45 protein-coding genes are annotated in these 26,421 nt (G+C 52.3%); 30 read left to right on the forward strand and 15 right to left on the reverse strand.

From position 1 onward, the window contains the following. Positions 1 to 2: 2 nt before the first annotated feature. From PAGR_RS23975 to PAGR_RS09250, 4 genes are all read right to left on the reverse strand, one after another. Positions 3 to 158, reverse strand: a complete 156-nt coding sequence (locus tag PAGR_RS23975; protein WP_193372488.1) for a hypothetical protein — start codon at positions 156 to 158, stop codon at positions 3 to 5. Beyond that, complete coding sequence (locus tag PAGR_RS09240; protein ID WP_044042327.1) at positions 152 to 394, reverse strand: helix-turn-helix domain-containing protein; 243 nt, start codon at positions 392 to 394, stop codon at positions 152 to 154. The genes PAGR_RS23975 and PAGR_RS09240 overlap by 7 nt, the downstream gene beginning before the upstream one ends. 117 nt (positions 395 to 511) lie before the next feature. Next, positions 512 to 1,051 carry a hypothetical protein gene (locus PAGR_RS09245; protein WP_014605601.1) on the reverse strand — a complete coding sequence of 180 codons (540 nt, stop codon included), beginning with the start codon at positions 1,049 to 1,051 and terminating at the stop codon, positions 512 to 514. Next, on the reverse strand, positions 1,048 to 1,290 hold the full coding sequence (locus PAGR_RS09250; protein WP_014605602.1) for a DNA polymerase III subunit theta: 243 nt from the start codon (positions 1,288 to 1,290) through the stop codon (positions 1,048 to 1,050). Before PAGR_RS09250 ends, PAGR_RS09245 begins: the two co-directional genes overlap by 4 nt. 45 nt (positions 1,291 to 1,335) lie before the next feature. On the opposite strand from PAGR_RS09250, the gene PAGR_RS09255 reads away from it, so the two are divergent. Next, entirely contained in the window at positions 1,336 to 1,575 is a 240-nt protein-coding gene (locus tag PAGR_RS09255; protein ID WP_014605603.1) for a hypothetical protein, read from the forward strand. Between the two features lie 164 nt (positions 1,576 to 1,739). Here PAGR_RS09255 and PAGR_RS09260 read toward each other — a convergent pair whose 3' ends face one another. The 10 genes from PAGR_RS09260 to PAGR_RS09295 all read right to left on the reverse strand — a co-directional run bounded on the left by PAGR_RS09260 (position 1,740) and on the right by PAGR_RS09295 (position 7,187). Then, entirely contained in the window at positions 1,740 to 2,189 is a 450-nt protein-coding gene (locus PAGR_RS09260; RefSeq protein WP_014605604.1) for a hypothetical protein, read from the reverse strand. After that, on the reverse strand, positions 2,189 to 2,722 hold the full coding sequence (locus PAGR_RS09265) for a hypothetical protein (protein ID WP_014605605.1): 534 nt from the start codon (positions 2,720 to 2,722) through the stop codon (positions 2,189 to 2,191). The genes PAGR_RS09260 and PAGR_RS09265 overlap by 1 nt, the downstream gene beginning before the upstream one ends. A gap of 84 nt (positions 2,723 to 2,806) precedes the next feature. Further along, a complete protein-coding gene (locus PAGR_RS09270) occupies positions 2,807 to 3,505 on the reverse strand; it encodes a single stranded DNA-binding domain-containing protein (RefSeq protein ID WP_014605606.1) in 699 nt (232 codons plus the stop codon). Beyond that, positions 3,505 to 4,182 (reverse strand): AAA family ATPase, encoded by a 678-nt coding sequence (locus PAGR_RS09275; protein ID WP_014605607.1) that lies wholly within the window; start codon positions 4,180 to 4,182, stop codon positions 3,505 to 3,507. Before PAGR_RS09275 ends, PAGR_RS09270 begins: the two co-directional genes overlap by 1 nt. After that, positions 4,183 to 4,851, reverse strand: coding sequence for an exodeoxyribonuclease X (gene exoX / locus PAGR_RS09280; protein ID WP_014605608.1), 669 nt, complete (start codon positions 4,849 to 4,851; stop codon positions 4,183 to 4,185). After that, a complete protein-coding gene (locus tag PAGR_RS09285; RefSeq protein ID WP_014605609.1) occupies positions 4,820 to 5,029 on the reverse strand; it encodes a hypothetical protein in 210 nt (69 codons plus the stop codon). The genes exoX and PAGR_RS09285 overlap by 32 nt, the downstream gene beginning before the upstream one ends. After that, positions 5,026 to 5,154 carry a hypothetical protein gene (locus PAGR_RS24245; protein WP_258170270.1) on the reverse strand — a complete coding sequence of 43 codons (129 nt, stop codon included), beginning with the start codon at positions 5,152 to 5,154 and terminating at the stop codon, positions 5,026 to 5,028. The genes PAGR_RS09285 and PAGR_RS24245 overlap by 4 nt, the downstream gene beginning before the upstream one ends. After that, on the reverse strand, positions 5,151 to 5,585 hold the full coding sequence (locus PAGR_RS09290) for a hypothetical protein (protein WP_237711081.1): 435 nt from the start codon (positions 5,583 to 5,585) through the stop codon (positions 5,151 to 5,153). The genes PAGR_RS24245 and PAGR_RS09290 overlap by 4 nt, the downstream gene beginning before the upstream one ends. Before the next feature lie 202 nt (positions 5,586 to 5,787). Next, positions 5,788 to 5,943: a hypothetical protein gene (locus PAGR_RS23885; RefSeq protein WP_158307927.1), complete on the reverse strand. Its 156-nt coding sequence runs from the start codon at positions 5,941 to 5,943 to the stop codon at positions 5,788 to 5,790. Positions 5,944 to 6,503: 560 nt separating this feature from the next. Continuing rightward, complete coding sequence (locus PAGR_RS09295; RefSeq protein ID WP_044042329.1) at positions 6,504 to 7,187, reverse strand: helix-turn-helix domain-containing protein; 684 nt, start codon at positions 7,185 to 7,187, stop codon at positions 6,504 to 6,506. Positions 7,188 to 7,225: 38 nt separating this feature from the next. Here PAGR_RS09295 and PAGR_RS09300 point away from each other — a divergent pair, with 38 nt between their 5' ends. From PAGR_RS09300 to PAGR_RS09375, 17 genes are all read left to right on the forward strand, one after another. Then, positions 7,226 to 7,462 carry a transcriptional regulator gene (locus tag PAGR_RS09300; RefSeq protein WP_044042330.1) on the forward strand — a complete coding sequence of 79 codons (237 nt, stop codon included), beginning with the start codon at positions 7,226 to 7,228 and terminating at the stop codon, positions 7,460 to 7,462. A gap of 12 nt (positions 7,463 to 7,474) precedes the next feature. Next, entirely contained in the window at positions 7,475 to 7,777 is a 303-nt protein-coding gene (locus PAGR_RS09305; RefSeq protein WP_014605612.1) for a CII family transcriptional regulator, read from the forward strand. Continuing rightward, the gene (locus PAGR_RS09310) at positions 7,770 to 7,955 is read left to right on the forward strand and encodes a DUF4222 domain-containing protein (RefSeq protein WP_014605613.1); all 186 of its coding nucleotides are present in this window, start codon (positions 7,770 to 7,772) and stop codon (positions 7,953 to 7,955) included. The genes PAGR_RS09305 and PAGR_RS09310 overlap by 8 nt, the downstream gene beginning before the upstream one ends. A 55-nt stretch (positions 7,956 to 8,010) precedes the next feature. Beyond that, positions 8,011 to 8,163 carry a hypothetical protein gene (locus PAGR_RS23890; RefSeq protein WP_158307928.1) on the forward strand — a complete coding sequence of 51 codons (153 nt, stop codon included), beginning with the start codon at positions 8,011 to 8,013 and terminating at the stop codon, positions 8,161 to 8,163. Further along, complete coding sequence (locus tag PAGR_RS09315; protein WP_014605614.1) at positions 8,156 to 9,220, forward strand: replication protein; 1,065 nt, start codon at positions 8,156 to 8,158, stop codon at positions 9,218 to 9,220. The genes PAGR_RS23890 and PAGR_RS09315 overlap by 8 nt, the downstream gene beginning before the upstream one ends. Next, the gene (locus PAGR_RS09320) at positions 9,213 to 10,601 is read left to right on the forward strand and encodes a replicative DNA helicase (protein ID WP_014605615.1); all 1,389 of its coding nucleotides are present in this window, start codon (positions 9,213 to 9,215) and stop codon (positions 10,599 to 10,601) included. The genes PAGR_RS09315 and PAGR_RS09320 overlap by 8 nt, the downstream gene beginning before the upstream one ends. Continuing rightward, positions 10,598 to 10,957, forward strand: coding sequence for a RusA family crossover junction endodeoxyribonuclease (locus tag PAGR_RS09325; protein ID WP_014605616.1), 360 nt, complete (start codon positions 10,598 to 10,600; stop codon positions 10,955 to 10,957). Before PAGR_RS09320 ends, PAGR_RS09325 begins: the two co-directional genes overlap by 4 nt. A gap of 38 nt (positions 10,958 to 10,995) precedes the next feature. Next, complete coding sequence (locus PAGR_RS09330) at positions 10,996 to 11,847, forward strand: antitermination protein Q (RefSeq protein WP_014605617.1); 852 nt, start codon at positions 10,996 to 10,998, stop codon at positions 11,845 to 11,847. A gap of 354 nt (positions 11,848 to 12,201) precedes the next feature. Further along, on the forward strand, positions 12,202 to 12,555 hold the full coding sequence (locus tag PAGR_RS24350) for a class II holin family protein (RefSeq protein ID WP_014605618.1): 354 nt from the start codon (positions 12,202 to 12,204) through the stop codon (positions 12,553 to 12,555). Beyond that, positions 12,555 to 13,043: a lysozyme gene (locus PAGR_RS09340; RefSeq protein WP_014605619.1), complete on the forward strand. Its 489-nt coding sequence runs from the start codon at positions 12,555 to 12,557 to the stop codon at positions 13,041 to 13,043. The genes PAGR_RS24350 and PAGR_RS09340 overlap by 1 nt, the downstream gene beginning before the upstream one ends. Continuing rightward, positions 13,040 to 13,540, forward strand: a complete 501-nt coding sequence (locus PAGR_RS23515) for a lysis protein (protein WP_014605620.1) — start codon at positions 13,040 to 13,042, stop codon at positions 13,538 to 13,540. The genes PAGR_RS09340 and PAGR_RS23515 overlap by 4 nt, the downstream gene beginning before the upstream one ends. A gap of 4 nt (positions 13,541 to 13,544) precedes the next feature. Continuing rightward, positions 13,545 to 13,802: a hypothetical protein gene (locus PAGR_RS09350; protein WP_044042331.1), complete on the forward strand. Its 258-nt coding sequence runs from the start codon at positions 13,545 to 13,547 to the stop codon at positions 13,800 to 13,802. Positions 13,803 to 13,855: 53 nt separating this feature from the next. After that, positions 13,856 to 14,035 carry a hypothetical protein gene (locus PAGR_RS09355; protein WP_044042332.1) on the forward strand — a complete coding sequence of 60 codons (180 nt, stop codon included), beginning with the start codon at positions 13,856 to 13,858 and terminating at the stop codon, positions 14,033 to 14,035. A 79-nt stretch (positions 14,036 to 14,114) separates the two neighbouring features. Then, a complete protein-coding gene (locus PAGR_RS09360) occupies positions 14,115 to 14,615 on the forward strand; it encodes a hypothetical protein (protein WP_014605621.1) in 501 nt (166 codons plus the stop codon). Positions 14,616 to 14,647: 32 nt separating this feature from the next. Continuing rightward, positions 14,648 to 14,833 (forward strand): hypothetical protein, encoded by a 186-nt coding sequence (locus PAGR_RS09365; protein WP_014605622.1) that lies wholly within the window; start codon positions 14,648 to 14,650, stop codon positions 14,831 to 14,833. Position 14,834: 1 nt separating this feature from the next. Further along, a complete protein-coding gene (locus PAGR_RS09370) occupies positions 14,835 to 15,452 on the forward strand; it encodes a putative metallopeptidase (RefSeq protein WP_014605623.1) in 618 nt (205 codons plus the stop codon). A gap of 30 nt (positions 15,453 to 15,482) precedes the next feature. Continuing rightward, entirely contained in the window at positions 15,483 to 15,956 is a 474-nt protein-coding gene (locus tag PAGR_RS09375; protein ID WP_014605624.1) for a DUF2280 domain-containing protein, read from the forward strand. A gap of 214 nt (positions 15,957 to 16,170) precedes the next feature. On the opposite strand, the gene PAGR_RS09380 is transcribed toward PAGR_RS09375, so the two are convergent. Next, positions 16,171 to 16,395, reverse strand: coding sequence for a YegP family protein (locus tag PAGR_RS09380; RefSeq protein WP_014605625.1), 225 nt, complete (start codon positions 16,393 to 16,395; stop codon positions 16,171 to 16,173). Positions 16,396 to 16,496: 101 nt separating this feature from the next. Here PAGR_RS09380 and PAGR_RS09385 point away from each other — a divergent pair, with 101 nt between their 5' ends. Genes PAGR_RS09385 through PAGR_RS09440 form a run of 12 tightly spaced genes read left to right on the forward strand, consistent with a single transcriptional unit; the run spans position 16,497 to position 26,416 of the window. Next, a complete protein-coding gene (locus PAGR_RS09385) occupies positions 16,497 to 18,107 on the forward strand; it encodes a phage terminase large subunit TerL (RefSeq protein WP_014605626.1) in 1,611 nt (536 codons plus the stop codon). 10 nt (positions 18,108 to 18,117) lie between these two features. Next, on the forward strand, positions 18,118 to 19,590 hold the full coding sequence (locus PAGR_RS09390) for a DUF1073 domain-containing protein (RefSeq protein ID WP_014605627.1): 1,473 nt from the start codon (positions 18,118 to 18,120) through the stop codon (positions 19,588 to 19,590). Further along, positions 19,550 to 20,215 (forward strand): phage head morphogenesis protein, encoded by a 666-nt coding sequence (locus tag PAGR_RS09395; protein ID WP_014605628.1) that lies wholly within the window; start codon positions 19,550 to 19,552, stop codon positions 20,213 to 20,215. Before PAGR_RS09390 ends, PAGR_RS09395 begins: the two co-directional genes overlap by 41 nt. A 35-nt stretch (positions 20,216 to 20,250) precedes the next feature. Further along, entirely contained in the window at positions 20,251 to 21,477 is a 1,227-nt protein-coding gene (locus tag PAGR_RS09400; protein WP_014605629.1) for a DUF2213 domain-containing protein, read from the forward strand. Between the two features lie 11 nt (positions 21,478 to 21,488). Beyond that, the gene (locus tag PAGR_RS09405; protein WP_014605630.1) at positions 21,489 to 21,986 is read left to right on the forward strand and encodes a structural cement protein Gp24; all 498 of its coding nucleotides are present in this window, start codon (positions 21,489 to 21,491) and stop codon (positions 21,984 to 21,986) included. A gap of 9 nt (positions 21,987 to 21,995) precedes the next feature. Continuing rightward, positions 21,996 to 22,937, forward strand: coding sequence for a DUF2184 domain-containing protein (locus PAGR_RS09410; RefSeq protein WP_014605631.1), 942 nt, complete (start codon positions 21,996 to 21,998; stop codon positions 22,935 to 22,937). A gap of 43 nt (positions 22,938 to 22,980) precedes the next feature. Beyond that, a complete protein-coding gene (locus PAGR_RS09415; RefSeq protein WP_014605632.1) occupies positions 22,981 to 23,316 on the forward strand; it encodes an STY1053 family phage-associated protein in 336 nt (111 codons plus the stop codon). Between the two features lie 3 nt (positions 23,317 to 23,319). Continuing rightward, a complete protein-coding gene (locus PAGR_RS09420; protein WP_014605633.1) occupies positions 23,320 to 23,727 on the forward strand; it encodes a DUF4054 domain-containing protein in 408 nt (135 codons plus the stop codon). Then, positions 23,724 to 24,353 carry a hypothetical protein gene (locus tag PAGR_RS09425; RefSeq protein WP_014605634.1) on the forward strand — a complete coding sequence of 210 codons (630 nt, stop codon included), beginning with the start codon at positions 23,724 to 23,726 and terminating at the stop codon, positions 24,351 to 24,353. Before PAGR_RS09420 ends, PAGR_RS09425 begins: the two co-directional genes overlap by 4 nt. Continuing rightward, complete coding sequence (locus PAGR_RS09430) at positions 24,340 to 24,729, forward strand: hypothetical protein (RefSeq protein ID WP_014605635.1); 390 nt, start codon at positions 24,340 to 24,342, stop codon at positions 24,727 to 24,729. The genes PAGR_RS09425 and PAGR_RS09430 overlap by 14 nt, the downstream gene beginning before the upstream one ends. Then, complete coding sequence (locus tag PAGR_RS09435; RefSeq protein ID WP_014605636.1) at positions 24,719 to 25,267, forward strand: phage neck terminator protein; 549 nt, start codon at positions 24,719 to 24,721, stop codon at positions 25,265 to 25,267. The genes PAGR_RS09430 and PAGR_RS09435 overlap by 11 nt, the downstream gene beginning before the upstream one ends. Positions 25,268 to 25,270: 3 nt before the next feature. Continuing rightward, positions 25,271 to 26,416, forward strand: a complete 1,146-nt coding sequence (locus PAGR_RS09440; protein ID WP_014605637.1) for a DUF3383 family protein — start codon at positions 25,271 to 25,273, stop codon at positions 26,414 to 26,416. Positions 26,417 to 26,421: the final 5 nt, after the last annotated feature.

A 26,421-nucleotide genomic window follows, 5' to 3' on the forward strand; every position in this document is an offset into this window, starting at 1 on the left:
ATTTAGCGCCTGACTTCCGCACATTCAAGTTGAGAAATCGGCTCTCTTTTAAGCAACTGTTCTTTAACGTGTTCACATGCGGCCAAGGTTGGATAGATGTCTTCGCTTACAGGGACGGGCAGTACAGAAGAAATAATAAGGACGAAGCCGATCAGCATAGCGATTCCTTATTTTCTGGCGGCTTTACATAGCCCGCTCTCACCAGTTCTACCAGCGACACGCCCAGCGCATCAGCATATTTTTCACAGGTCGCGATGCTGGGCGAGTCACGGTTTATGTTTTGGTAAACTGCACGCTGTTTGTCACCACAGTTGACCGCCAACTGGTGGATAGAAAGGCCGTTTTTGCGGCAGATTTTTCGCACTGCTAGGTTGAGCGAAAATTTCTCAGTCATGCTGCGCGTTCCTTTTGATGCGATGCAGGATTAAGCTACAGAGATAAAGTTTCTCTAAGCTCATAAAGGTTTCGCATGAATTTTTAGCGTAAAAAAACCTGCCGGAGCAGGTTTCTGTTAATCTTCTTCGTCACTAAGGTCTTCATCATCACAATATCTAAACTCAAAAAATCTTCTACTAGCCGTCCATAATGAACTTGCCTCTATTTGCTCCATGGTTGGCTCTTTAGCGTCTATTGAAGCCGGCACCATGTCACACATATAGGCATTAACTTCCTCTGTAAGCTGATCGCGGAAGTACCTTATGTATTTTGAAGTTAGCTTTTTATCATCGGTCGATACCTCTAAGATTCTGCTTTTGGCAGAAGCTAGAGAATGCGCTACATTCGATGCTTGAGAAAAACTAAGTTCAGAAGGGTATCCCTGCCTCGCATTATCGTTAGCTCGCTCTGCATCGGCCCTGAGCAGTTCATATAGATGCTTCTCTCGCTCAAAATCATGTAGCTCTTTCTGGTGAATTCTAGACTCTTCCTGTAACAGCCTTGACTCCCTTGCACTTTTGTTACTTTGCGATGCGGCGTAAGCGGCTATGAAGGCTGCGGCGAGAGTGCCTGCTGCTGAGATAAGGTCTATATAATCTCCGTGATGCCAACTCAAACCTTATCCTCCTTAAAATAAACCGGGTCAGTGCCGCGTGGATACTGCAGCGAAGCGTTCCTGTAATGCTGCAATCTCTCTTTGAAATAATCCCTCATCGCTTCAGGCTGCTGCATCTCCACTTCCATGGGGATAACCGGCATATTCATACGTTCCTTGTACGCAACGCCAGACGCGGCTAAATCCACGTTAACTTTATCGCGTTCTTCTTTGCTTTTTGCTGCTATGTTGTGTGACATCGAATATTCCGGTATTTTGATTTTTTACTTAAAGAGATTATAAGCGTGAATAAATTTCCTTTCGATAAAAGATACGAATTAAAAGATGTTGATGGTGAAGATTACTTTATTGATTGTGACGAATATATCAGACGATCAAAAGATGCTATTCCAGCCTTTAGGCTAGAGGAGAATGAGGTGTATGTTTATGGAAAACCGACAAAAACCATTGGTTATCTCAAAGGTAAAAAAATATTAGACTTTGATGGAAATGAGATCATCCGTTTTATAAATGAGGATGAGTAAGTGTCACACTGCGCACACCTTTTTCTGTTGAGCTGCTGGATTAAGCCACAGACATTCGGTACGAAGCTTTGTCCCTCTGCCTGCGCTTATACGTGACGATTTTTCAGTCTTCTTCCAGCCTTTGAGCATGTCGTTGTAAACCGCGGAGTCATACCCGCTGATCATTACCATTCCCCCCAGCTATATTCGGAAGCAATTGGCCCAGGGGATTCACTGGCAAGGAATCGTGAATCGCCCGGCGCGCTAAGCACCTTTCCATCCTGAATGTATCCGGCGATGCTCAGCCCTTTCAGGCACATTTCGACTGTTTCGGCAGTCAGGCGAAGTCGGTTTAGCTGGTAGGTTTTGCGGTAAACGAATGCCCGCATCGCTTCTTCTTTCGACAGGTGGTAGCCAGAACGAGCGGCATGTTTAAGGCAGCGTTTAACCTGCTTGTCACCTGGTTTACTGCGATACGTTCTCATCTGCTCGATCGACATATACGGCATGTCATGTGTATGCCAGAAGGTTCTTTCCGTCTCGCGCAAAATCACGTTTTCCCAAAGCATGACGATAGGGCGTCCCTGGCTATCGTTGCCTTCGACGTAGCGATAGCAAAATTTTTTCTCTTCCATTATTCACCGTCCTTACCTTTCAAATCGTTGTAACGTTGAAGGAAAAGCACACGTGCCTGTCGTGGGTTTAGCGGGGCGATAATGAATGTGGTATCTGCTTCAACACCATCCAGCATGGGCCAATGCTTGCCATCGTCTAAATCAAGGTCACGGCGTTCTGTCGCGAGCATGACCATATCCGCATTCTTAACCGGGGCGCTCATTGCGTGGGGTAAGCCGAATTTATCCGCTATGGCTTCCTCAACCGATTTGATCATGAGACGGTAATCAGGCAGCAATTGCTTAAGCTGTGAATTTATGTCGCTGCAGTAAGCTTCGGCGGCATCGTGCAACAGGGCTTCGAGCGCGAACTCTGGCTTTACCAGGTAGCTGACGTGAACGGAGTGCTGCGCAACGCTGTAAAAGTCCTGCACGTGTCCGGTGAAGCGGCAGATATTGGAAAGGGCGCAGGCGATGTCTTCAATGCAGATAGCATCCGCTGTCACATTGGTGTAATCGAAGTGCTTGCCCGACTGAGTGGTTATCCATGACATAGTAAAATCTCATAAAAAAACCGCCTCAGATGCAGGCGGTTATGGTGAACGGTAATCAAAATTAAGAGCGTTTTTTGTACTTCGTTAGAACGGAATATCGTCGTCGAAATCAGGTAAAGGCTGAGGGGAATTATTGCGATTGGCAGCAGCCTGCTGGAGTTTAGATTGAGGTGCAGCGCCGGTGTTCTGATTTGCGTAACGGTTACCGGTTGGCGCGCCGCGCTGAGCAGTATTTTGCCCGTTACCAGCAACTGGCTGGCGCTTATCAACATCTTTTAGGCCCAGCATTAGTTTATCAATGGCTTCGGCTGGAAGTTTTTCTGCAAACTCGGCATAGGTCAGGCGCGTGCCTGGCTGGAAGACATGCCGGATATTCATCTGGTAAGTGTCTGAGCCATCAGACTGTTTAGTACGCAATTCTTTTTGAAGCACTAGGCCGGTTTTTTTGTTGGTCAGCGCAGGAAATACCCACGCAGTTCCCTCGCTTGTCTGCTGCTGTTCGGGAATAAGGTCGCGGACTCCAGCTGTCCACATCAGGGCGTTCACGAGGTCCATACCGAAAGTGGGTTCACCGTCGCGACCGATAAAGTTGATTCGCAGATAATCGGATTTGGCGCCGTTGGATTCGAAGCGTAATTCCAGTGACTGCGACTGACTATCGGTACCGAAACCAACCTGTGCATGAAGAATAATTCCTTCGTAAGCACCCGTTTCATTGATGATTGCTGCGGATCCAGCTTTTTTAGCTGCTTCGGGATCGAACTTAAAGCTCATAGGTTGCATTAAATGTCTCCTTCGGACATGAAGTTGCAAATGGCCTGGTCTACAGCGAACAGGTCATTTTCCATTTCGTTTTGATCGGGGAATAAGTCTGGTGGGGCTTTGGCGGTATCGTTGTCATCGCCCTTGATCAGAAAAACGTGTTTGCCATCTTTTTTTATGGCGCGGAGTACGATCGAGAAATAGCCTTCTGGCGTAAGCTTCTCATTCAGCATCTTGCCAGCCGTTTTCATCCTGATTTTCCCCTCCGATTCCTCGGTGTGAGCCAGAAAATAAACGCGGATATCATCGGGCAATTGAGTTGCTGCTGTGATAATTCGCCAGATATGGTCGGCCATCTCAGTGAATTTGGTGTAACCAGTTTGATAGGCCCGCAGCATGTTTTCGTGCTGCATCACTACCTGAAAATCATCGATGATCAGCACACGTCGATTTTTTGAAAGCACCATGCGCTGAATTTTGTCTTCAATATCAACCCAGTCATCTGTGCGAAAAACATTACCGCGCTGAGGATTGCCACCTTCGTCTAATTTGCCGTGGACTTTCCAGGTGCCTTTATGCCGGAAAGGCAGCATCTTGGGGATGCACTGAATAAGCAGGCAATCGTCTGGGTTGAAGTTTCTTAGGCTGTAGGACTTGCCCGCGCCGCTGTCCCCCAGAATCAATACAGGGGTTCCCATTCAGACCTCCAGATAATGTTGCATGGTAAATTTCTGGTCTTCATCCAGATCCATATTTGCCAGCGCCCAGCGGAGATAACCCTGGTCCTGTCCGGCAATCTCTTCGAAGGTTTTGCCCTTATGCTTGCCAAAGCGCATCGTGTGAAGCAGGGAAGGCCGCGCGGATATGTCGCGCATCTGGGCTATCGTCAGGCGCGCGTCACGGTTCAGTCGCAGCAGAAGCGCCGCCGTAACGTAACAGTCGTACAGCGCCCGGTGCGCGTGCAGGTTTTCAGGCACATCAACATCGAGCATGAAGTGATAACGCAAATACTGGTTGGAGTGGCTTTCCAGCTCCGGATAAAGCTTGCGGGCCAGCTTGAGCGTGCAGATCCACGGCGCGGTTATCTGTGGCAGCTTTGGCCGGTCAAACGCTGCGTTGTGCGCCACGTAAACGTCGGCACCCAGATAACGGTCAATTACATCGCTGAGCGGCGGGGCATCGGCAACCATCGCATCAGTGATGTGATGCACTGCCATGGCGCCAACGGTAATCGGCTCGGGCGGCTTAACAAAATCGCTCATCGGGTTACACAGCTTACCGCCAACGATGTCGATGCTGGCCAGCTCACACACGCCACCCTCAAAGCTGGTTGTTTCAGTGTCGATCACGCGAATGATGGTGGACATTCAAAGCTCCTGATTTAGCGTCCGCGTTTGCTTCACGCTGGGCCAGCTGGTGGGCCAGCATTTCCAGATCTGCCGGACTGATTTGATTTTGTTCGCACAGCGTGAGGATGGTGCTCAGCGCCAGCGAACGCATGGCCTCGTTGAGGGCGAATTCAGTGGGGATTGTTGTCACTGTCATAGCAAACACATTCCCGCCACCACACACAGTGCGATGAGCAACGGCGTCATCCAGTGGCGTGGCTTCGGGTGGAAATCAGCGCCCGTCAGGCGATGTTTGAACTGCAGGCGATCTACAGGGCTCATGAGATACGTCTCCTTGGTTTGCCCTGGCGCGCTGCCGGGACGCGGATTGTTTGCTGGTAAAGAAGGGCGCAGCCTTTGTCGCTGCAGAATGAACGGACCTCGCTGCGGTTCCAGAACCTGATAGCCACTTGATTTATGTCCGTTGGGTGCCGGAACCGGGCGCAGTATTCGCACAGTTCCGATTCAATAAATTCCGTGCCTGACTCGAGTAACAGCCATTCGAAATGGCGTTCCCGCTGGCCGTGCGCATTGATGTAATACACAAAGGTTTCATCCTCACCCTTGTAATTCGGCTCAATGCTGCAACCGTCGAAAATGACGACGCGGGCACCGATACGGATCGGCGTTCCCTCGGGCAGTTCGCTGATGCGCTGCCGGGTCAGTTTTGGGATGAAATGCATGGATACCTCGGAGCGCTGATAGGTAGTCAAAAAAATGCCCCCGAGGCGGGGGCCAAAGACTACACAGCAATGTAGGGTTGTGGCGCCAGGTGCTGATCTTCTGGTTGTCTCGATGGACTGCAATTCACCACAACGGATAGAGCACTCTTCGCCGGCTTAATGGTGCGCCTCCAAATGCTCTACCCTGTTGTGTGCTGGCCCCATCCTCCAGCTTCAAGCCCGCGTTTACTTTTTAGTCCAACTGCATATCTGCGGGATTCCGGACCTTGCCCTGGTGAGGCGTTAATCTTTTTTTGGCAGGGGCTAAAGCTTCGCAAAACTCGGCAAAGCTCAGCACTTCTTCGCCTTCTTTCAGGCTTTCAAAATATTCTTCGTAGGCTTTATCCATCGGTCAATCCCTCATTTGCAAAGGCGGTCAGTTCGTTTTGATGCTGCGCCTGCTATCTCACGCAGCTCAAAAAAAACTGAATCACCACACTGTCCGCCGCATGCCTGGGATGCCTTTACCCCGTGAGGTCAGGGAATGCCAGGGTGCTGAGTTCGGGCCTCTCAGCCACCAGCGCGGTGATTACATGTTCACTTGTTAAAGAGCAGAACAGCTCTCTGCGGTGGGCTGCGTCGTGCTGTGACTGCAATATAACAATAGGTATTTTATCAATCAATACCTTTGGGTATGAATATTTGAACTTAAAGTAATATGTTTTTGTAAAATATATGAATTTATTTTTTCTTGAGGAGGAGGGATGTTTATTGGTTGATGGTTGGAGATTTACCGTTGCGCTTTAGTTGGAAATTTTACTGTACTTATATACAGTATTTAGAAAATTAGCTAGGATTGTTCTAAACGAAAAGCGGGGGCTCTATGCAAGTCGGCTACATAAGAGGAGATAACGGGGGGTACGAAAAAATTCCGGCAGCATGTTTACATATCGCTACCGGATTAAACGTTTATCGATTGAATTTCTTAGAAATGTATACAACAACACCTATGATTTTTGCTGTCTCTCCCACTTTTAAAAGAGAGGCTCGGGGATCAGAAGGGGAAAGATAACCTCCCTCATCTCCGGGGAGAAATCTGTATACGCTGTAGGAACCATGAACACATGCAAACACATAATCATGCACTTTGGGCTGTTCATTTACATCAACAACCACGACAGAATTCAAAGTTGCTTCAGGAAATCCCGAATCATGATCGAGAAAAAAGGCACGACATGATTCCGCGTTCAGCTCTTTGGGAATTGCCTGTAAATCCTTAGTTTTCTCTTCTTCCTTCCAAATATGCACGAATTTCACATCTGGCGTTTGTGGTGGGGGGTATGGCGCGTCGTAATTACTCTCATGGCTTTTACGCATTGGTCCCTCGTTAAGCGCTAACCATTCAGGTCTTACCCCAAGCGCCTTAGATAAATGGACTATGTATCCAGAATTTTGAGATTTACCTGACAAAATTTTGAAAATGCTAGGCTGAGCTATTCCCACAGCTTCAGCGAGCTGTGCCTGACTCATCCCTGCTTCTTTCATTGCCAGCTTAAGCCGTTCGGCGAGAGTTTCTGTATTCATGCCCGCGAACATATAACTGTGGTTATCCACCGTCAAATATCCATGGGTATTTACTTTATTTGAACTCATAGTTATTATTCTCGCTTTACAGACTAAAGGGTATAAGCATGGTTAATAAAGCTATTCAAAAAGCGATCCAATCTGTTGGAAGCCAAAAAAAGCTAGCCATACACGTAGGTGTTAGCCAGCCAAACGTATGGAGTTGGTTGCATAACAAAAAAAGGGTTTCTCCTGAAAATGTTAACGCGATTGTAGAAGCAACTAACGGAGCAGTTAAAGCCTATGAGATTAGGCCAGACCTACCTCAACTCTTTCCACATCCTATAAACCTGAGCTCCAAATAAGGAAAAATTTAAATGGATTCAATCACAACGTCGCGCAACAAAGCGCGTGACATCGAGAGTGAGATCGTGAGCCGTATTGCCGCCGAGGGGGTAACGGCAGTTGCGAAGAAATTGGGGGTCGACAAATCACAGGTTAGTCGCTGGCAGAGTCGAGGCGGTTTGGTTGAGAAGGCCAGCCGTTTACTTGCTGCTTTAGATTTCCAACAACCAGCAGGCATGGTGATCATCAAGGGCGATGAAACCGGTGAATTGGCCCAATGCCTGATTGGCATGCTTGAGCATATTCGTTCTAAAGAGGGGGGCGCCGGTGGATGAAAGGTTTGTTGAAACCGACAAGCGCTTTCGGGATAAGCGCGGCGTTATCGTGCGCATCATCAGTTACGACAGGCAGGAGCGTAGGGTCATCTTCATGCGGCCTGATTACGAACATCTGTGCTGTGTGCCCAAATGGTACTTCGAGAAGTATTTCATTGAGGTGGGAAAGAGCGACTGAACAGCGCCAACTGTCCAGTCGTGTACAGCGTTGCTTTTGGGAAGCGAGGTTAATTATGCGACAAAAACGGCGTAAGCCGCAACAGGAAACTACTGTACATAAAGACATGGCGCGCGAAGAGTTAGTGCGCCAGCATTCCCCTGAAGTCGGACGTCAGCTGCGCCAGGTACTGGAGCAGGTAAAGCGCGAGAGGTCAGGGCATGAGTAATACTGCTGAAATTATCCATTTTCGTGCTCACAAAGAGCATGGGGAGCTACGCATGGCCGATACCGATGACGGTTATACACGGCTGGCTAATGAGCTGTACGAAGAGCTGATCGGCGCTAACCTCACCCGTAACCAGGCGAAGGTAGCGCATGCTGTTTGCCGCAAAACTTATGGCTTTAACAAGAAGCTGGACCGTATTTCTGATAGCCAGATTTCTGAGCTTACCAAGCTGCCACGCCAGAAGGTAAACAAGGCCAAAAATGAGTTGATCGCCATGCGCGTTCTGCTCCGTGTAGGGATGCATATTGGCCCAAATAAGCACCTGTCTGAATGGCAAATACCGCAATGTCACCAAGATGGTGTCACTGTCACCAAATCAGTGACAAAAAGTGTCACCAAAACAGTGACAGGGTTGTCACCAAAACAGGGACACACAAAAGACACTATTCAAAAGACAATAAATACAGATCCCCCTAAAGCCCCCAAGGGGGAATTTTCGGAGGAAGTTTTATCACTGGCAAAACAGGTCCTGGATTATTACAACGAGGTCACAGGCACCACCTGCCGCTCTGCAGAAGCCTTTGCCGTTTTACTTACTGAACGACCATCCCGCGAAGCCTACACCGTTAATGACCTCAAGCTGGTGGTGCGCTGGGTCGCGGAGACGTGGAAACGCCGCAACGGTACGGTCGCCAAGCCCACGAACATCTGCCGTGTGAGCCGGTTCGACGGCTATCTGGCTGACGCCACCCAGTGGGATGAAAATCAGGTTGAGGTTGATTGCGATGCCGTGATCGATGCTTACAACGATTTAGCGGCCGGCCGTCTGATGTATGCCGAAATTGACGAAGACAGAGTGAAGGCTATCCGCCGTCTCGCTACACACTTCCCCCGTGAAAAAGCTGCAAACGAGTGTTTCCGTAATTACTTCAGTGCTTTTTTCAATGAGGCCCGCGCTTCCTATTTCGGCAAAAGCAACAGCGGCTGGCATGCCAACTTCGACTGGCTGATGAAGCCTGACACATTGCTTTTGGTGCGGAGGGGTAACCATGTCTGATCTGTATCTTGAAGCCAGCGTGCTGGGTTGCCTGCTTCATTCCGGTTTAACGCCTGATGCCTACGACGTGCTGGCTACCGTCGAGCCAGCAGCATTCACGAACCCGTTTTACTCAAGGCTGTATACCGAGATTAAGCGCCAGGCGACGCAGAAAAAAATGATTGATGCGCTACTGGTGGCTGAGGCCATGGGCAGTGAAAACGGTATTTTTGCTGACGTTATGGAAACCATGAAGATGGTGCCCAGTGCGGCGAACATGAAGGGCTATGCGAAAAGCCTAAATGAAAAATACATGGTCCGTGGCTTTGTCAGCCTCATGGAGAGCCATTACGAGAAAATCACCAGCGCTTACAACCACGATACCGCGATGGAAGGTATCCAGGACTTTACGCGCCAGCTGATGAACATCAGTCGGCCAGATGAAGAAGTGTTGCCAATCCGAGCCAGTGAGTTGCTTAACGGGTATATGGACACGCTCGAAAAACGCGTTGCCGGTGATGAAGAGTCAAACACCATCAAAACGGGCATCGATGATCTGGACGAAATCACAGGTGGTTTAAACGACACGGACCTGATCGTTATCGCTGCCCGCCCGGGAATGGGTAAGACCGAGCTGGCACTGAAAATCGCCGAAGGCATAGCCCAGCGCACTGTTTCACTCGGAACTGAGCGGGTGCAGCGTGGCGTTCTGATTTTCAGTATGGAAATGCAGGCAGGCCAGATCATTGAGCGCCAGCTGGCGAACGCGTCCAACGTATCCGTTTCCAAACTGCGCAAAGCCAGCCACCTCGATGATGAGGACTGGGGCCGGATCTCCATGGGGCTGGCTGAGCTTGCCAATCTCGATGTCTGGGTTGTCGATGCGACAAACCTCAGCATTGAACAAATCAGAGCGGTGGCCACTCGTCACAAAAACCGTTATCCGGGCCTGTCTCTAATCCTGGCTGACTATCTGGGGCTCATCAAAAAGCCATCGGCAGAACGTAATGACCTGGCGATCGGTGAGATTACACGCGGCCTCAAAACCATGGCGATGGAGCTTAATACGCCCGTTATTTGCCTCAGCCAGCTGTCGCGTGAAGTGGAGAAGCGGCCGAACAAGCGTCCGTTAAATGCCGATCTGCGTGACAGTGGCAGCATTGAACAGGACGCAGACGGCATCTGGTTCATTTATCGGGATGGTGCCTATAACCCAGACAGCCCGGCCGCGCACCTGGCTGAAATCATTATTGGAAAAAACCGTCATGGCCCACAGGGCGGCGTGGTTTATCAGGAATTCCGAAACGGCCATTTCCGTGAAACGGATAAGGCTATAGCGGCGCAGCTTGCCCGCGAGAAACCGGCATACAAAGGCAACGAATCTATGGGGAAATTATTTTGATCAGAATTTATGACATCACGCCGCTGGGCAAGCCCCGCCAGACTCAACGTGACCGCTGGGCAAAACGGCCGGCTGTTCTCCGGTACCGGGCATTTTGCGATGAAGTGCGCTTTAACCAAATCCAGCTGCCTGACAGCGGCTGTCACATCACGTTTGTATTGCCCATGCCCGACAGCTGGAGCAAAAAGAAGCGTGCGCAGTTCAGCGGCCAGCCCCACCAGCAAAGGCCCGATGTCGATAACCTGCATAAAGCGTTGATGGATGCCGTGTTTGAAGAAGACAGCGCCGTATGGGATGCACGTATTACAAAAATCTGGGGAGAAAAAGGGCAGATAAGGATCGAGAGCATTGCCTGAAATTATAAACGCAGCAAAATTCAGTAAGGAGAATCACCTTGAACCTTGAAAGCACGATAAAATTTTTCGCACCTAAATCACCGATGTTCAGAGATTCTCCACGGGCAACGGCCAGTGACAGCCTGGATATTTCAGATGTGATGGCATCCTTCGGGCTGACTGGCGCGCAGGCTCGTTTCGGATTTGAATTATTCCTGTCCAAGCATGGCATCACGTCCAGTGATCGCGCCGTTAAAATGTTAACTGAATTTGGTTTGAGTAAGGCGGGGCTTTTCCGGGCAGTCGCCGAACTCGATGAGAATATTAAACGCGAATTTGTGCAATTGCTCGCAACGTTTGCCTACATGGACTATTCGCGCAGCGCCGCAAGCCAGCGCCCCTGTACCTGTTGTAATGGTACCGGGTTTATCGACACGGAGGTATTCAGCACCAAATCACATATGCCCTTCGCGGCGCGTGATCTGGTCAAAGCCTCTGTGCGCTGGGGTGTTAAAGATTTCATACCATCCAGTTATGAAAAGGTCAGAGAGGTAAAAGAGATTCAGCGTGTCCGTTGCGGCACCTGTGAAGGGAAGGGCGTGATCAGCAATGCATGTCGCTGTCATGGTAAGGGTAAGGTGCTGGACATTGAGCAGAGCGAGATTCAGGGCGTACCTGTCATGAAAACCTGCACCAAATGCACCGGCCGTGGCTATGCGCGCCTGCCTGCTGAAACTGTTCGCCGTGCTGTTGGGTATGCCGTTATGGCAGTAAGCCAGCCAACGTGGTCACGCAATTTTAAACCGTTCTATGAAGCGCTCATTACCCAGTGCCACAAGGAAGAGTCCATAGCGGGCGATATGCTGCAGCGCGTGACCGGAAACAGCGAAATCAGGCACACGAAGCAATAAGATTTATCTCATGTATTGACGGCGTGAATAAAATGGACCATTATCACGCCAATGATGGGATTTCTCCGCGCTGTTCATCAGCCCATGCTTTACGAAATCACCTCAAACCCTAAATTAAGGCTCGCCACTGGCGGGCCTTTTTCATTTGCGCCTGCCCGTCATTTCCCATTACACGCCTTGTAACGAAGGGGTGGTGCGCAATCCATAACTGACTGTGCAAACACAGTTTCCATTCATTGGCTACCCAGCGGCAGCGCGGTGCTTTTTCATTCGACACGAAAAAGGCTAACCGGGCTTGTCCAGTTCAGAAAGTAGACAATTCCTAATTGGACAAGTCCCCGCACGGGGGTGGATATGAAAATTATGCCTGACAAAATTGCATCAGGGGTTACCTACTGCGCGTCGGGTGGCCTGGTCTGTAACGGCCTTTTCAACTGGTACGACTGGGTTTATCACCTGGACTGGAATTTTATCGGTCTGGTCAGTGGCGTGATGCTCGGGATCGCGACCTTTGTCGTGAACGCGTATTACAAGCGGAAAGAGAGCAACCGGGAAGAACTGGCCAGAAAGTTTGAGGCGGAGCAGGAGAGTTTACGCACTGCGGCGATCCAGAGTTATTTAAACCGATCACCCTCGCATGACGAGGACAAAGCGCCAGAGGTGGTTGATACGGTCAACAAGGCTTTGAAGCTGGCGGAGAAAGCATAATGGCTATTTCACCCGCTTTGCGTAAAAGCCTCATCACAGCTGCTGGTGGCGGTGCGTTAGCCATCGCGGCTGTTCTGATCCCGAGCCTCGAAGGTAACTCTTACACGCCATACCGTGACGTCGGCGGCGTCTGGACTGTGTGTAACGGCATTACCGGACCGGATGTTATTCAGGGGAAAACCTACACGCAGAAAGAGTGCGATGCGCTTCTGCAAAAGCACCTGAAACCCTATGCCCGGTCGGTGGAAAGGTCCGTAAAGGTTCCGTCGAATGCATATCAGAAAGCCGCTCTTATCAGTTTTAGCTATAACGTCGGTGTTAATGCATTCGAGCACTCATCGGTACTGCGCAACCTTAATGCCGGCCACTATCAGCAAGCCTGCGATGGCCTTCGCAGTTGGGTATACGTTGACCGCGTGAGGATTCAGGGGCTGGCGAACCGCCGTGACGTTGAGCGGGAGATCTGCAACTGGAGCCTGAACCCATGACATGGCTACTGACTAACTGGCGTGTTGTGCTGGCGTTTCTGCTGGTGGTGCTCTTAGCCGGGTTGCTACTAGCTGTGGGGCGCTATCGCGATAACGCCGTTCATTTTCGCGATCAGCGCGATACACAAAAAGCAGTAGCGGACAGCCTCCAGGTGACCATCAATGACATGCAGCGCCGCCAGCTGTCTGTCGCGGCGATTGATGCCAGATACACGAAGGATTTAGCCGATGCGCAAAAAACCATTAGCGATCTGCGTAGGGATGTCGATTCTGGGGCTAAGCGCCTGCGCGTCTCAGCCAAATGTGATCGGCCAGTGTCCGGTAAATCCTCCGCCACCCGCGTGGATGATGATGACGGCCCCCGACTTACAGACGCCGCTCAACGGGATTATTTCACCCTCAGAGAGCGAATCGAAACCCTCACAAAGCAACTGACCGGCCTACAGGATTATGTGCGTCAGGTTTGCTTAACTCCCGCACCCTCAAAAGGTAAATAAGCCCATGTACACCACTACCGCACTCATTACGTGGGCGCTGATTGCGCTCGTCACTGGTTTTGCCGCTGGCTGGCTGGTGGGCCTGTTCCGCTGGAAAAACAGCCCTGTTAAAGCTGAGGTCGAATCCACTGCTATTCGTGACGGCTGGCACGATGTAGAGCAGCGCTTTCAGGCCCAGATTGACGAACTGAAAAGCAAACTGGATGAGCAGGCAATCGCTCAACCGCAGGAGGCGAAGAGTGAAGCGCCAAAAAAGATTTAACCGATGCCCTGTTGCAGATGAACAGGAAACTACCCATGAGAGAGGAAGTAAAGATGCCCGATGAAGTAATTGAAGACAGCACCCTGAATACCGCCGTACCGGCTCCAGTCATTGCATCGACCGATAACACCGATGCAATTCTGGCTAAGGTGAAAGAGCTGCTTAAGGTGGCTGGCCATGACGTCGAAGCGCTGTTCGACGATGTGGTGGCACTGGCTAAAAAGCTGGCGTAAGCATCACAAGGCGCATTTGCGAGTGCGCCTGATGATGATAATCGGGCAAAATACCTTCATTAAATAAATGGAGGTACAAGTGAATTATATCTATCAACTGTTGATTGGCCTTTTATCAGGGTCGTTCGCCGCATGGTTAACAACGTTTCTGGCCTTGAGACGTTTTTATAATGAAAAATGGTGGGAAAAACGAGCCTCCGCTTTCATAGAAATAACTGATGCAGTTTATAAAATTAAGACTGAGTATGAGTATTATTGTGACCGCACCGAGTTTAGGCGAGCGCCTGATGAGTTCCCAAATTTTATATTGTTAGATGAAACACGCATGGCTGAGATGCAAAGCGAATCATCTAAAGCAATGAGCGTAATAAATAAATATAGTCAGGTTGGTCCGTTGCTTATAACTCAACAGGTATCAAATCTGTTAAGCAACTATCTAAAAGCAGAGAGAAAAATTAATAATGAGGTTTACTTTGAAGGTTTAGACGCTGACGAGGCTGAGGCTAATTTGTTAGAGATAACGTCGAAGCTACTTTTAGATTTAGTACTGGCTTCCAAAAAAGAGTTAAAGTCAGACTAACCGCCTACGGGCGGTTTTTTATTGGAGTAAATATGTCGCGCCTTAAAGTCGAAATCTTCCCTCCAGCCAATGCAGACGTTAACGCAGTGCTGGATGAGATAGAACGTAAGTATGCCTGTAAAACTGCCGGGCCAGAAACCATTGCCGATATGGAACGCGAGGCCGCCAGGCTGATTCGCCGTCTCATAACCACCAAAGTGACTTTCGTCAGGAACTGATATGAGCGAACGACCCATGCCGCCAGAGCATTTAGTAGAGGAGTTTAAGCCGTACATTTCTCTCATTCCTGCTGATGAGGTCTGGTATTGGGTGCAGGAGCAAATCATCAGCAGTGATGGCCGGTTGCATAATTCCGATCATGCGCATCTGGCTGAGGCTGATATAGCGTTTTTGTGGGCCGCTACAGCATTCACCAAAAAAGGGCGTACCGTTCTGGGGCAGGCTGAGGAAGTGATGATGCGTGCCGGGGGCTGGCAAAAAGCCCGAATGGAACAGCAGATGTATGAATGGTTTGGCCGTAAGCCTGATTTCATTATTACCCTGGCTGCTGATTTCTGCATGAACTGTAGTGATCTGGAGTTTTGCGCGTTGGTTGAGCATGAGCTTTATCACATTGCACAAAAAACAGACGAATTTGGCGCGCCTGAGTTTACGCGCGACGGCCAGCCCAAGCTTTGCATGCGTGGGCATGACGTTGAAGAGTTTACAGGCGTTGTTCGCCGCTACGGCGCCAGCGAAGAAGTTAAGCAGCTTATCGACGCTGCCAGCCAACCAGCAGAGGTGGCATACATAGACATAGCCAGAGCGTGCGGTACATGCATGCTGAGGCTCGCATAAACCAGGACAGAGTAGGACGGATGGTAAACTATGGCGGCGCTTAAACCAGAAGTTAAAGCCTTTATAGTTCAATCCGTTGCGTGCTTTGATACACCTTCGCAGGTGGCAGAGTCCGTCCTGAAAGAATTTGGCGTGAAGATTAACCGCCAGCAGGTTGAGCAACACGACCCTACGAAGGCCAGCGGCAAGAAGCTGGCAAAGAAATGGGTGGACATGTTCAACGACACGCGCAGCAGGTTTCAGACGCAAATAGCTGACATCCCGATCGCCAATAAGGCTTACCGGCTTCGGACGCTTGACCGCATGGCGACGCGCACCGAAACCATGAAGAACTTTGCGCTTACTGCTCAGTTGATCGAGCAGGCGGCGAAAGAGGTGGGCGACGCGTACACCAACAGGCTGAAGGTGGAAAGCACCGGGGCTAATGGTGGGCCTATCAAAACCGAGAATGTTTCGCTGACCTCTGACGACGCCGCAGAGCTATACCGCAAGATGATGGGATAACTTCATGAAATAGCGGTTACGTTCCCTTTTTCGCCTATGCATTTTCGGGCCACTTTTATGCACCGTTTATGCAGTCCTTTTTCAGCATTTTCGCAATGAAATCATCAGGAAATACGCCTTTGGCAGCTAACTGCGCGTGAGTGCTGTTTCGCCAGGTCGGGTAATGTCCATTATGTTAAATAGGGCTGAATTCAGCCCTATTTATTATTTTCAATTATACGGTTTCATCACGGATGTCAGTTGTGGGGCCATTCCTTTGAACGGACGCAATACCGGTTTGACAATCCTGTTTTGATGAATACATTTTGCTTGTTGCGATAACATCATGGTCATCGGATTTTAAAACAAAATAATATTGGGGTCCGTCTCCCATCAGTACTTCACCCAGTAATGCTTCACCTAGTTCAGCGTTGCTTTTTTGTATAACGTAATAGCCCATGAGGTATCTCCTTATTCCGTCGCACAATGCGGCGGTAAAACAATATTCAATCATTCACAAAACTGATCAATTGATACACCTCAATATTTTAGGTAAATCTGATGCCGATCCCATTTCCGTTCGATTTCAAGAACCCTGACTATACGCAGGTGTTTGAATGGCGGATGGAAAGGCTACAACGCATCCGTGCTAAACCCGAAGTGCTGCCAGCGCTAAAAGCGTTCTACCGCGACAATCCTGCCCAGTTCATTATCGACTGGGGTATCACGACAGACCCGCGAAATCTTGATTACGGCCTGCCCGTGTCCATCCCGTTCCTGCTGTTTCCCAAACAGGAAGAGTGGATTCAATGGATTATGGACCGCCGCGGCAAACACGAAAACGGCATCACCGAGAAAAGCCGTGAAATGGGCCTTAGCTGGACCTCAATCGGCCTGGCCTGCTCAATGTGTCTCTTCAATAAAGAAATGGTGATCGGTTTCGGTTCGCGTAAAGAGGAATACGTGGACAGTACCGGCGACCCGAAGGCGCTATTCTGGAAAGCGCGTAAGTTCGTCGAAATGCTGCCCGTTGAGTTTCGCGGAGACTGGAGCGCGAAGAAGCATGCGCCCTACATGCGTGTTGAGTTTCCGACTACCGGCGCAGTGCTCAAGGGTGAGGCGGGCGACAATATTGGGCGTGGTGACCGTACCACGCTTTATTTCGTGGATGAGGCCGCGTTCCTGATGCGTCCCATGCTGATCGAAGCCTCTCTGTCACAAACCACGCGTTGCCGTATCGACCTTTCATCGGTTAACGGCATGGCTAACCCGTTTGCGCAAAAGCGTCATGGCGGGCGCATTCCGGTATTCACCTTTCACTGGCGCAGCGACCCGCGCAAGGATGACGAGTGGTACCGCAAGGAGTGCGAGAAGATTGATAACCCGGTTGTGGTTGCTCAGGAGCTTGACCTCAACTACGCCGCATCGGCTGAGGGCGTGCTGATACCGAGCGATTGGGTGCAGGCCGCTATCGATGCGCATATCCATCTGGGCATCCAGCCCACCGGGAAACGCCTGGGCGCCATGGACGTGGCCGACGAGGGCAGGGATAAAAACGCCTTCTCATCGCGTCATGGCTTCCTGCTGGAGAACATCCGCGAGTGGTCAGGCGTAGGCAGCGACATTTACGGATCGGTAGAGAAAGTCTTTGGCTACTGCGAAGAGGACCAGCTCGAAGAATTTCGCTTCGACGAGGACGGCTTAGGCGCGGGCGTGCGCGGTGATGCGCGTGCCATCAACGAACTGCGCAAAGTGGCTCGCCGGCCGATGATACTGGCCACGCCGTTTCGTGGCAGCGGTGGCGTGTTCGATCCGGATGATGAGGCGGTCCGCGGCGACAACGGCCAACAGGCCAGACTGAATAAGGATTTCTTTGCCAACGCCAAGGCCCAGAGCTGGTGGTATTTGCGCAAACTCTTCCAGAACACCTATCGCGCTGTAGTCGAGGGGATGGCCTACAACCCCGATGAAATCATATCGATCAGCAGCGCCATGCCGAACAAAGACAAACTGGTCATCGAATTGTCTCAGCCGACCTACTCAATAAACGGCGTGGGAAAAATCGTCGTGGACAAACAGCCTGACGGCACCAAATCGCCTAACCTGGCTGACTCAGCGATGATCAACTATGCCCCAATGAACAGCGATCTGGACATCTGGATGCGCCTGTAACGAGGAAACGATGGCACGTAAACAAAACAGCAGCGCCGCGCGAACTCCCCAGGCTACGGCGGACAGTTACGACAACTTCATGGCCCGTGTGGGCATGCAGCAGCAGAACCAGCATGCCGCATCGTCATACCGGGCTAACTTCACCAGCCGCAACCGGCTACAGATTGAATGGGCATACCGCTCATCGGCCATCATTGGCTCTGCGGTTGATGCGGTCGCTGATGATATGACCCGTAAGGGCATTCGCATCACCTCCGAGATTGAACCGAAAGAGCGTGGCGTAATTGAGTCATTGTTCGATGAGCTGGAACTGTGGGACCGCCTGAACGACACGATCAAATGGTCGCGCCTCTATGGCGGAGCGGTCGGCTTCATCATGATCGAGGGCCAGGCTCCGTTTACGCCTCTGCGGCTGGAGACTATCGGCGAAGGTAAGTTCAAAGGGATTCTGCCGCTCGACCGCTGGATGATTAACCCTAACCTGCAGCGTCGCATTAGGGATATGGGCCCGAATCTCGGGAAGCCGGAACGATACGACGTGGTGACTACTGCAACGGGGATACCCGCCTGGAGCATTCATCACAGCCGCCTGATCCGCTTCGATGGCGTAACACTGCCTTATCAGCAGGCCCAGACAGAAAACGAGTGGGGCATGTCCATCATCGAACGCATCTGGGACCGACTGACCGCGTTTGACAGTGCAACCATGGGCGCGGCTCAGCTTGTCTATAAAGCCCACTTAAGAACATACAAGGTTGATAAACTTCGAGAAATTATCGGATTGGGTGGTAAGGCGTACGAAAATCTGCTGAAAAATTTGGATCTCATACGCATGTACCAGAGCAATGAAGGCATGACCCTCATGGATGGTAAAGATGTCTTCGAGACTCACCAGTATTCGTTTGCTGGTCTTGATGACGTGATCAGCCAGTTCGCTGAGCAAATAAGTGGCGCGACGGGGATCCCGCTGGTGCGTCTCTTTGGCCAGTCGCCCAAAGGTTTTTCTACCGGCGATGCTGACCTGTCGAACTATTACGACACCATAGGTACGCAGCAGGAGCGCCGTTTGCGTCAGCCACTGCGTAAGCTGTTCGACGTGATGTATCGCTCTGAGCTGGGCAAGCCGTTGCCCGATGACTTCACGTTTGAGTTTAACCCGCTCTGGCAGATGTCGGACGTTGACCGTTCGACGGTCGCGACCAACACTGTTAACGCCATCGTGGCTGCCGTTGATGCCGGGCTGATGACCGTCAAGGCTGGCATGACTGATTTGCGTGAAAATGCAGACGTCACCGGCGTGGGCGCATCCATCACCGATGAGGATATCGAGAATGCGGAAGATGAAACGCCGCCAGGGTTCAGCGAACGGACTGACGACCCGGAGCCTGCCGAAGCAGGCGGAAAACCGGTACCGGACCAGCCTACGGCGGATAGCGCAGGCGGTGGGCGACATCGTAAATGGCCGCTACGATGGTTCAAATGACAGCGTTACCGACATCATGGACGCGCTTGAGCGCTACAGCGATATCATTGACGGCTGGGCCAACCGTGTTGCAACAGGCTTTGCTACGGATCTGGAACGCCACAGCGAAAGGGAGTGGCGGCGTAACAGCCTGCTAATCGGGAATGAGCTTCGCCACATTATCAGTAGTACGCCCACAGGCCAGGTGATGCAGAGCATCGTCGCTGAACAGGTGAAGTACATAAAGTCGCTGCCGCTTGAAGCCGCTGATCGCATCTACGATATCCAGAACAAAGCCATTGAGGCCGTTGCATCGGGCCGCCGTGCTGATTCTTTTGCGAAGGAAATAGCGGCATCCGGTGATGTGGCAATCTCCCGGGCAAAACTCATCGCACGGACCGAAACAGGTCGGGCGGTCACCGCCCTGACGCAGGCCAGAGCGCTTGCCAGTGGTTCAGCAGGCTACATCTGGCGCACGGCAGATGACGGTGATGTGCGTCACTCGCATCAGGAGATGGAGGGAAAGTTTGTTAACTGGACTGACCCGCCCACTCTTGATGGCATGACTGGCCACGCTGGCGCGTTACCCAACTGTCGCTGCTGGTGTGAAGTCATATTCCCACAAAATCAACAGGCCGCTGAATAGCGGCTTTTTTTATGCCTGAAATCCGCAGGTGAACAATGAAATACCTTTTTAATTCCCGTCTGGGTGAAACCCGCTTCCGGCTTGCTGACGGTTCATTGCTGTGCAAAGACGTCCCGATCGCCCGCACAGGTTCACAGCTTTACAGCGCGCTGGACCTGCCAAAGCTTGAGGCGGATTCAGACGGCGAAATTGTTGTCGAGCGCACCGATGATGAGGTGTTCAACCCCGAGACGCTCGCATCCTTCGAGGGTATGACCGTCACCATCCTTCACCCGGAGGATGGCGCAGGGAATATCAAATTTGTCGATCCGGAGAACTGGCGCGAACTGGCCGTTGGTCATGTTCAGAACGTACGGCGCGGTAGCGGCTCACAGTCAGACCTGATGATTACTGACCTCATCATTAAAGATGAAGAGGCAATCGACTACATCGAAAACGGGCTGCGCGAGGTTTCGTGCGGTTACGACGCCGAGTATCAGCAAACCGCCATAGGCAAGGCAAAGCAGTACCAAATCACCGGAAACCATGTGGCTCTCGTCCCAAATGGCAGGGCCGGATCACGTTGCGCAATTGGAGACAGAAACACGATGGCAACTAAACAAAACTGGTTCACTCGCTTAAAACGCGCTGTGAAAACAGGCGATGCAGACACCATGAATGAGCTTCTGGAGTCGCCGCCGTCGAGCATGACGGGCGATGAAGGTGGTGATTTACCGCAGGGCGTTAACCTCAGTATCAATCTGGCGCCACAGCATCCCATGCCGGACCGTGATCCGGAAATGGGTGGGCTCAAGACTGGCGACAATGAAGAGCAAATTCCGCCCTGGGCGGCGGCGATCATCGCGCGTCTCGACAAGCTGGAGGGTAAAACCGCAGACAGCAGCGATGACGAAGAAGATAAGCGCAAAACGGGTGACTCAGACGATGAGGACAAAGAGAAGCCAGTGACCGCAACGGGCGACTCTGCTTATCGTGCAGAACTCATCATGCCCGGTATCGACCTGACCCAGGCAATGAAGCCCACGGCGTTTAAACGTCATGTGCTGGCCTCAGCTGATCAGGCGCTGGTGCGTCAGATTGTGGGTGATGCGGCTATCAAACAGTTGCCGAAAGCGCACGTAGAAATGGCATTCACCGCCGTTTCCGAACTGGCGAAAGGGCGCAACACGCAGGCCATCCGCACCGGCGACAGCCTGCGCCAGTCAGGCAACTCGAATGCTGACCTCAATCAGCAGAATAAAGACTTCTGGAATAAACGCTGAGGCAACTCCCAATGAATAACACGATTCTTTACCGGATGCCTGTTGGCATCGCCGGTGCAATCTCACGCCCGCAGGATCTTACCGTTGAACCGGTAATTATCAGCGCTTCAAACGCGTTTTCGGCCTATGGCCTGGCGGGAAAATTTTCAGGTGGCCTTTTCGTGCCGCTGGCTGACGGTGATACCGCTGATTTGATTCAGGGGATCTACGTTCGCCCGTATCCGACCACCTCAACGCCCGATCTGGTCCGCCAGGTGGGTTCAGATAAAAACTTTGCGGGCGATGCGCTGAAACGCGGCTACATGAGTGTGTTTGTGGGTACCGATGCCACCGCCATTACAAAGGGCGCGCCTGTATATGTGGTGTTGAGTGCCGATGCCAGCATTACCGTTCCGCTGGGCGGTTTTATGGCGACGGCTGTCAACGGCAAAACGGCGGTGCTGCCAAATGCGCAGTTCACTGGTGCGGGCGATGCCAACGGCAACGCTGAAATTTCCTACAAGATTTAAGGACACAAAATGCAGACTTTTGACCAACGCACCATTGACGGCACCGGTGCTTTCCTGGTCGGCGAGCTTGAGCGTCTCGACCAGACGCTGAACGCGCCGCTGGTAAGCTACACCTGGACGCGTGACATTCAGTTACGCGAAGACGTTTCAATTGCAGATGACATATCGAGCTGGACCAATACCAGTTTTGCCGCAGCCGGTTCAGGCGCGAATCCCAACGGGAAAAACTGGGTAGGTAAAGACTCCACGGCGATCGCCGGTGTGAACGTCAATATCGACAAAGCCGGTAACCCCCTGAACCTCTGGGGCATGGAACTGGGCTGGACAGTTATCGAACTTAAGGCTGCTGAGCAGGTCGGGCGCCCGATCGATACCCAGAAGTATGAGGGTATGCAGCTGAAATGGCAGATGGACAACGACGAGCAGGTTTATATCGGCGACAGCGCGCTCAACCTCAAAGGGTTGCTTAATCTCGATGGCGTGACGCTGAACAATGCCCCTCAGACATGGGCAGCCTCCACCAACGACCAGATTCTGGACAGCGTGAACTCAGTGCTGACAGATGCCTGGAAAGCGTCGGCGTATTCGGTGGTTCCGACAGAACTGCGCGTGCCGCCAGAGCAGTATGCGCTGCTGGCCAGCCGTAAGGTGTCGGAGGCGGGCAACATGTCGCTGCTGACCTACCTTTCGACCAACACCATCGCTTTCCATAACAACGGCCAGCCTCTGGAAATCAAAGCCATCAAGTGGCTGAAAGGGCGCGGCGTGGGCGGCAAGGACCGTATGATCGCCTACACCAACGATAAAAAGTATGTCCGTTATCCGCTGGTGGCGCTGCGCAGCATCCCGATCCAGTATCGCGGCCTTTATCAGCTGGTGACCTACTACGGCAAGCTGGGCGCAGTCGAGCCAGTTTACCGTGAAACCATTGCCTATAAAGACGGCATCTGACCCCCTTTAACAAGCCCCTTCGGGGGCTTTACCGGAGCCTGACATGGCAAAGAAAACACAGGTAGAAATTCTGGTTCACACGCCGTTTGTCTTCACCGACGCGAAAGGGGAGCAGACGGGATTTCTCGTCGGCCGTCACAGCGTTGATAAAGACGTCGCTGAACACTGGTTTGTTGTGGCCCATTCTGACCAAACCGGCAATGTAACAACCTCGGGAAGTGACGAAGAGTTACTGGCCGAGATTGACGGCCTTAAAACGCAGCTGGAGCAGCAGACAAAAGTAATCGCTGACCAGACTGAAGAAATTCAGGCGAAAGGCAAGGCGCTGGAAATGCTGACTAAAGAGCTGGAAGCTCTTAAACAGCCGAAGGAAAAATAAAAAATGGCGAGAAATGTGTCACTTCCGACAGTGGCCGACTTTCGCCACGATTTTCCCCAGTTCGCTGACGAGGCGAAGTTTCCCGATTCCCAAATCACATTCCGCCTGAATCTTGCCGATCGCCTGCTCAATGAAAACGTTACGGGCCGCGAGCTTTTCCCGTATTTCACCGGGCTTTTCGTGGCGCATTATCTGGTGCTCTTTGCTGCCGATCGTCGTGCGTCACTCACGGGCGGTGCAGGCGGTTCAACCAACGGTGTGCAGGCGTCCAAGTCGGTGGACAAGGTGAGCGTGAGCTATGACACCGGATCCACGCTGAATGCCGATGCCGGTTTCTGGAACAACTCACGCTACGGTGCGGAGTTCTGGCAGTTGATCATGATGTTCGGCGCGGGGGGGCGGCAACTGTGAAATCCGGTCTTGTTCTCCGTGCGGACAATGCACAGGCGGTGCTTGATGCGCTCAAAACGCTGGGTAAGCGCGACGTGCTGGTGGGTATTCCGTCTGACCGCGCTGAGCGCACTGACGGGATGGAAATCAACAACGCCGAACTGGGCTACCTGCACAGTTTTGGCGGCACCATCCGCGTGCCGGAGCACATGACCACCGTTTACCGCCAGATTGATGATGACGGCAGCTTTAAACGCAACGGGCAGTTTGTGCAGCAGGCGAAAAGCAACTTTGCCACGCAGCATAAAGTCGCTGCCTACAGCGTGCAGCTGCCGCCGCGTCCGTTCCTGCACATGGGGGTGGCGCAGTCGCGCGAAAAGGTGGCTGCGCTGATGAAGCAGGCTGCTTTTGAAGTCCTGAGCGGTAATGCGTCCGCTGCCGAAGCCATGCTGAACCGCGCAGGGACTGAGGCGGTAAACGCTGCCAGAAACGTCATCACGGCAGGTGACCAGCTTACCCCGCTTGCCGAAGCCACGTTACGCGCCCGCCGCAGCCGGGGCCGCAGCGGCACAAAACCGCTCTATGACACCGGGCAGCTTTTACGCTCGATCACCTACGTCGTGAGGGATAAAAATGCCGGATCTTGACGTAACAGACATCCTTTTCGATCCCGACTTCTGCGACACCACCTTAGTTGTAAAGCGCCGCAGCATGGCCGTGAATGATGATGGGTTCGGGAAAAATACCGTCACCAGTTCCCCGTTTGCGGGCGTGGTAACGGTGGACAAGTCGCTGGAAAGCCGCAGGCTTGAGGCGGGGCAGGTGGTGCATGGTGCGATCCTGATCGTCACCACAGAACGCCTGACGCAGGGCCAGACCGGACGGGATGCGGACATTGTGACGTATCAGGGGCGCGATTACCGCGTGTCGTTTGTCGATCCGTACACCGCATACGGCGCGGGCTTCGTTCAGGCGCACTGCGAACTGTTGCCGTTTGACGGAGGTACGCCCGTTGAGCAGTAACACCACCGGCCAGCCCGGCTGGCTCACCCCGCAGCAGGCCACGACTGACTACGACACGCCGCTGGACGTGCACCTCAGCCAGTGGATCCGCAACGTTTCAGGGCTGGCAGCCGGTCGCGTCATTGCCCGCTGGCAGCCTGACCAGCCCGCCATTCCCCCTGCCGATGTTAACTGGTGTGCATTCGGCGTGACGGGCATTGCTGCCGATGCCGGTCCCGCGTTTATTAACCAGACAGAGTCTGACGCCGAACAGTGGCGGCATGAGCTGGTGGAGTGCCTGGCATCCTTTTACGGGCCAGCTGGCCAGCAGGTTGCTGCGCAGTTTCGGGACGGGCTCGCCGTGAATCAGAACAACGACACGCTGGGCCAGTGGGGATTAACCCTGGCGGACTGCGACAGCATCCGGCCCGCGCCGGAACTAATTAACAATCAGTGGGTACGCCGTTACGACGTGATGGTTCGCCTGCGCCGCAAAGTGATCAGCACCTGGGGTATCCAGTCGCTGACCGACGCCCCTTTCAGTATTTCAGGAGAATAACCCATGCCGCAGGGCTTACCCGTTTCAAACGTTGCCAGCGTGGACATTATTATGTCGCCGAGGGCGGCGGCGGGCCGTAACTTTGGCTCACTGCTCATCCTGGGTAGCGCAACCATCATTCCGCTGACCGAACGTATCCGCCTGTATACCTCGGCGGCAAGCATCGGAACCGATTTCGGCACCAATAGTGAGGAATACCTTGCTGCCGTGGCGTACTTCTCACAGTCGCCGACGCCTTCGCAGGTGTATGTCGGTCGCTGGGCGAAAACGCTGGCGGCGGCAGAGGTCGGTAAGGTTGAAACTTTACTCGATGGCGTGAACGCCTGCCTGGGCTTTACCAACTGGTACGGGCTCGGGGTAACGTATGACGCCGATCGTAAAGATGACGACCTGCTGCCGGTATGCGCCGCGATTGAGTCCTCATCGTTAAGCCGCATTCTCGCAGTCACCACGAAAAACACCGATGCTCTGCTCACTACAGTGAACACCGATATCGCGTCGAAAGTGAAAGCGGCGAAATACAGCCGCACGTTCGTGCAGTATTCATCCACCAGTAATTACGGGGCAATTTCGGCGTTTGGCCGTGCCTTTACCGTAGATTTTAACGGGTTCGGTACCACCATCACGCTGAAATTCAAGCAGGAGCCCGGCATCACCTATGAAAGCCTGACGCCCGCACAGGCGGCCGCGCTGGATGCGAAGAACTGCAACGTTTACGTGTACTACGCCAACGACACGGCCATTCTGCAGCAGGGCGTCATGGGCAACGGTGATTTCTTCGATGAGCGCCACGGCCTCGACTGGCTGCAGAACTACGTACAGACCAACCTCTTTAACCTGCTGTACACCAGCGGAACGAAGGTGCCGCAGACCGATGCGGGTAACACGCGCATCATGGCAAACGTGGAAGCCTCAATGGACCAGGCGGTGAACAACGGTCTGATCGCCCCTGGCGTCTGGAACGGCGGCCAGATTGGCCAGCTTTCCCCGGGCGATACCCTGACCAAAGGGTATTACGTCTACATGGCTGCGATTTCATCTCAGGCACAGGCTGACCGCGAAGCGCGTAAGTCGGTACCGGTTCAGGTGGCCTGCAAGCTGGCGGGAGCAATCCATTACGCCAGCGTTCAGATTAACGTCATGCGCTGAGGAAA

The organism is Pantoea ananatis PA13 (assembly GCF_000233595.1).
GTDB classification, from domain to species: Bacteria; Pseudomonadota; Gammaproteobacteria; order Enterobacterales; family Enterobacteriaceae; genus Pantoea; species Pantoea ananatis.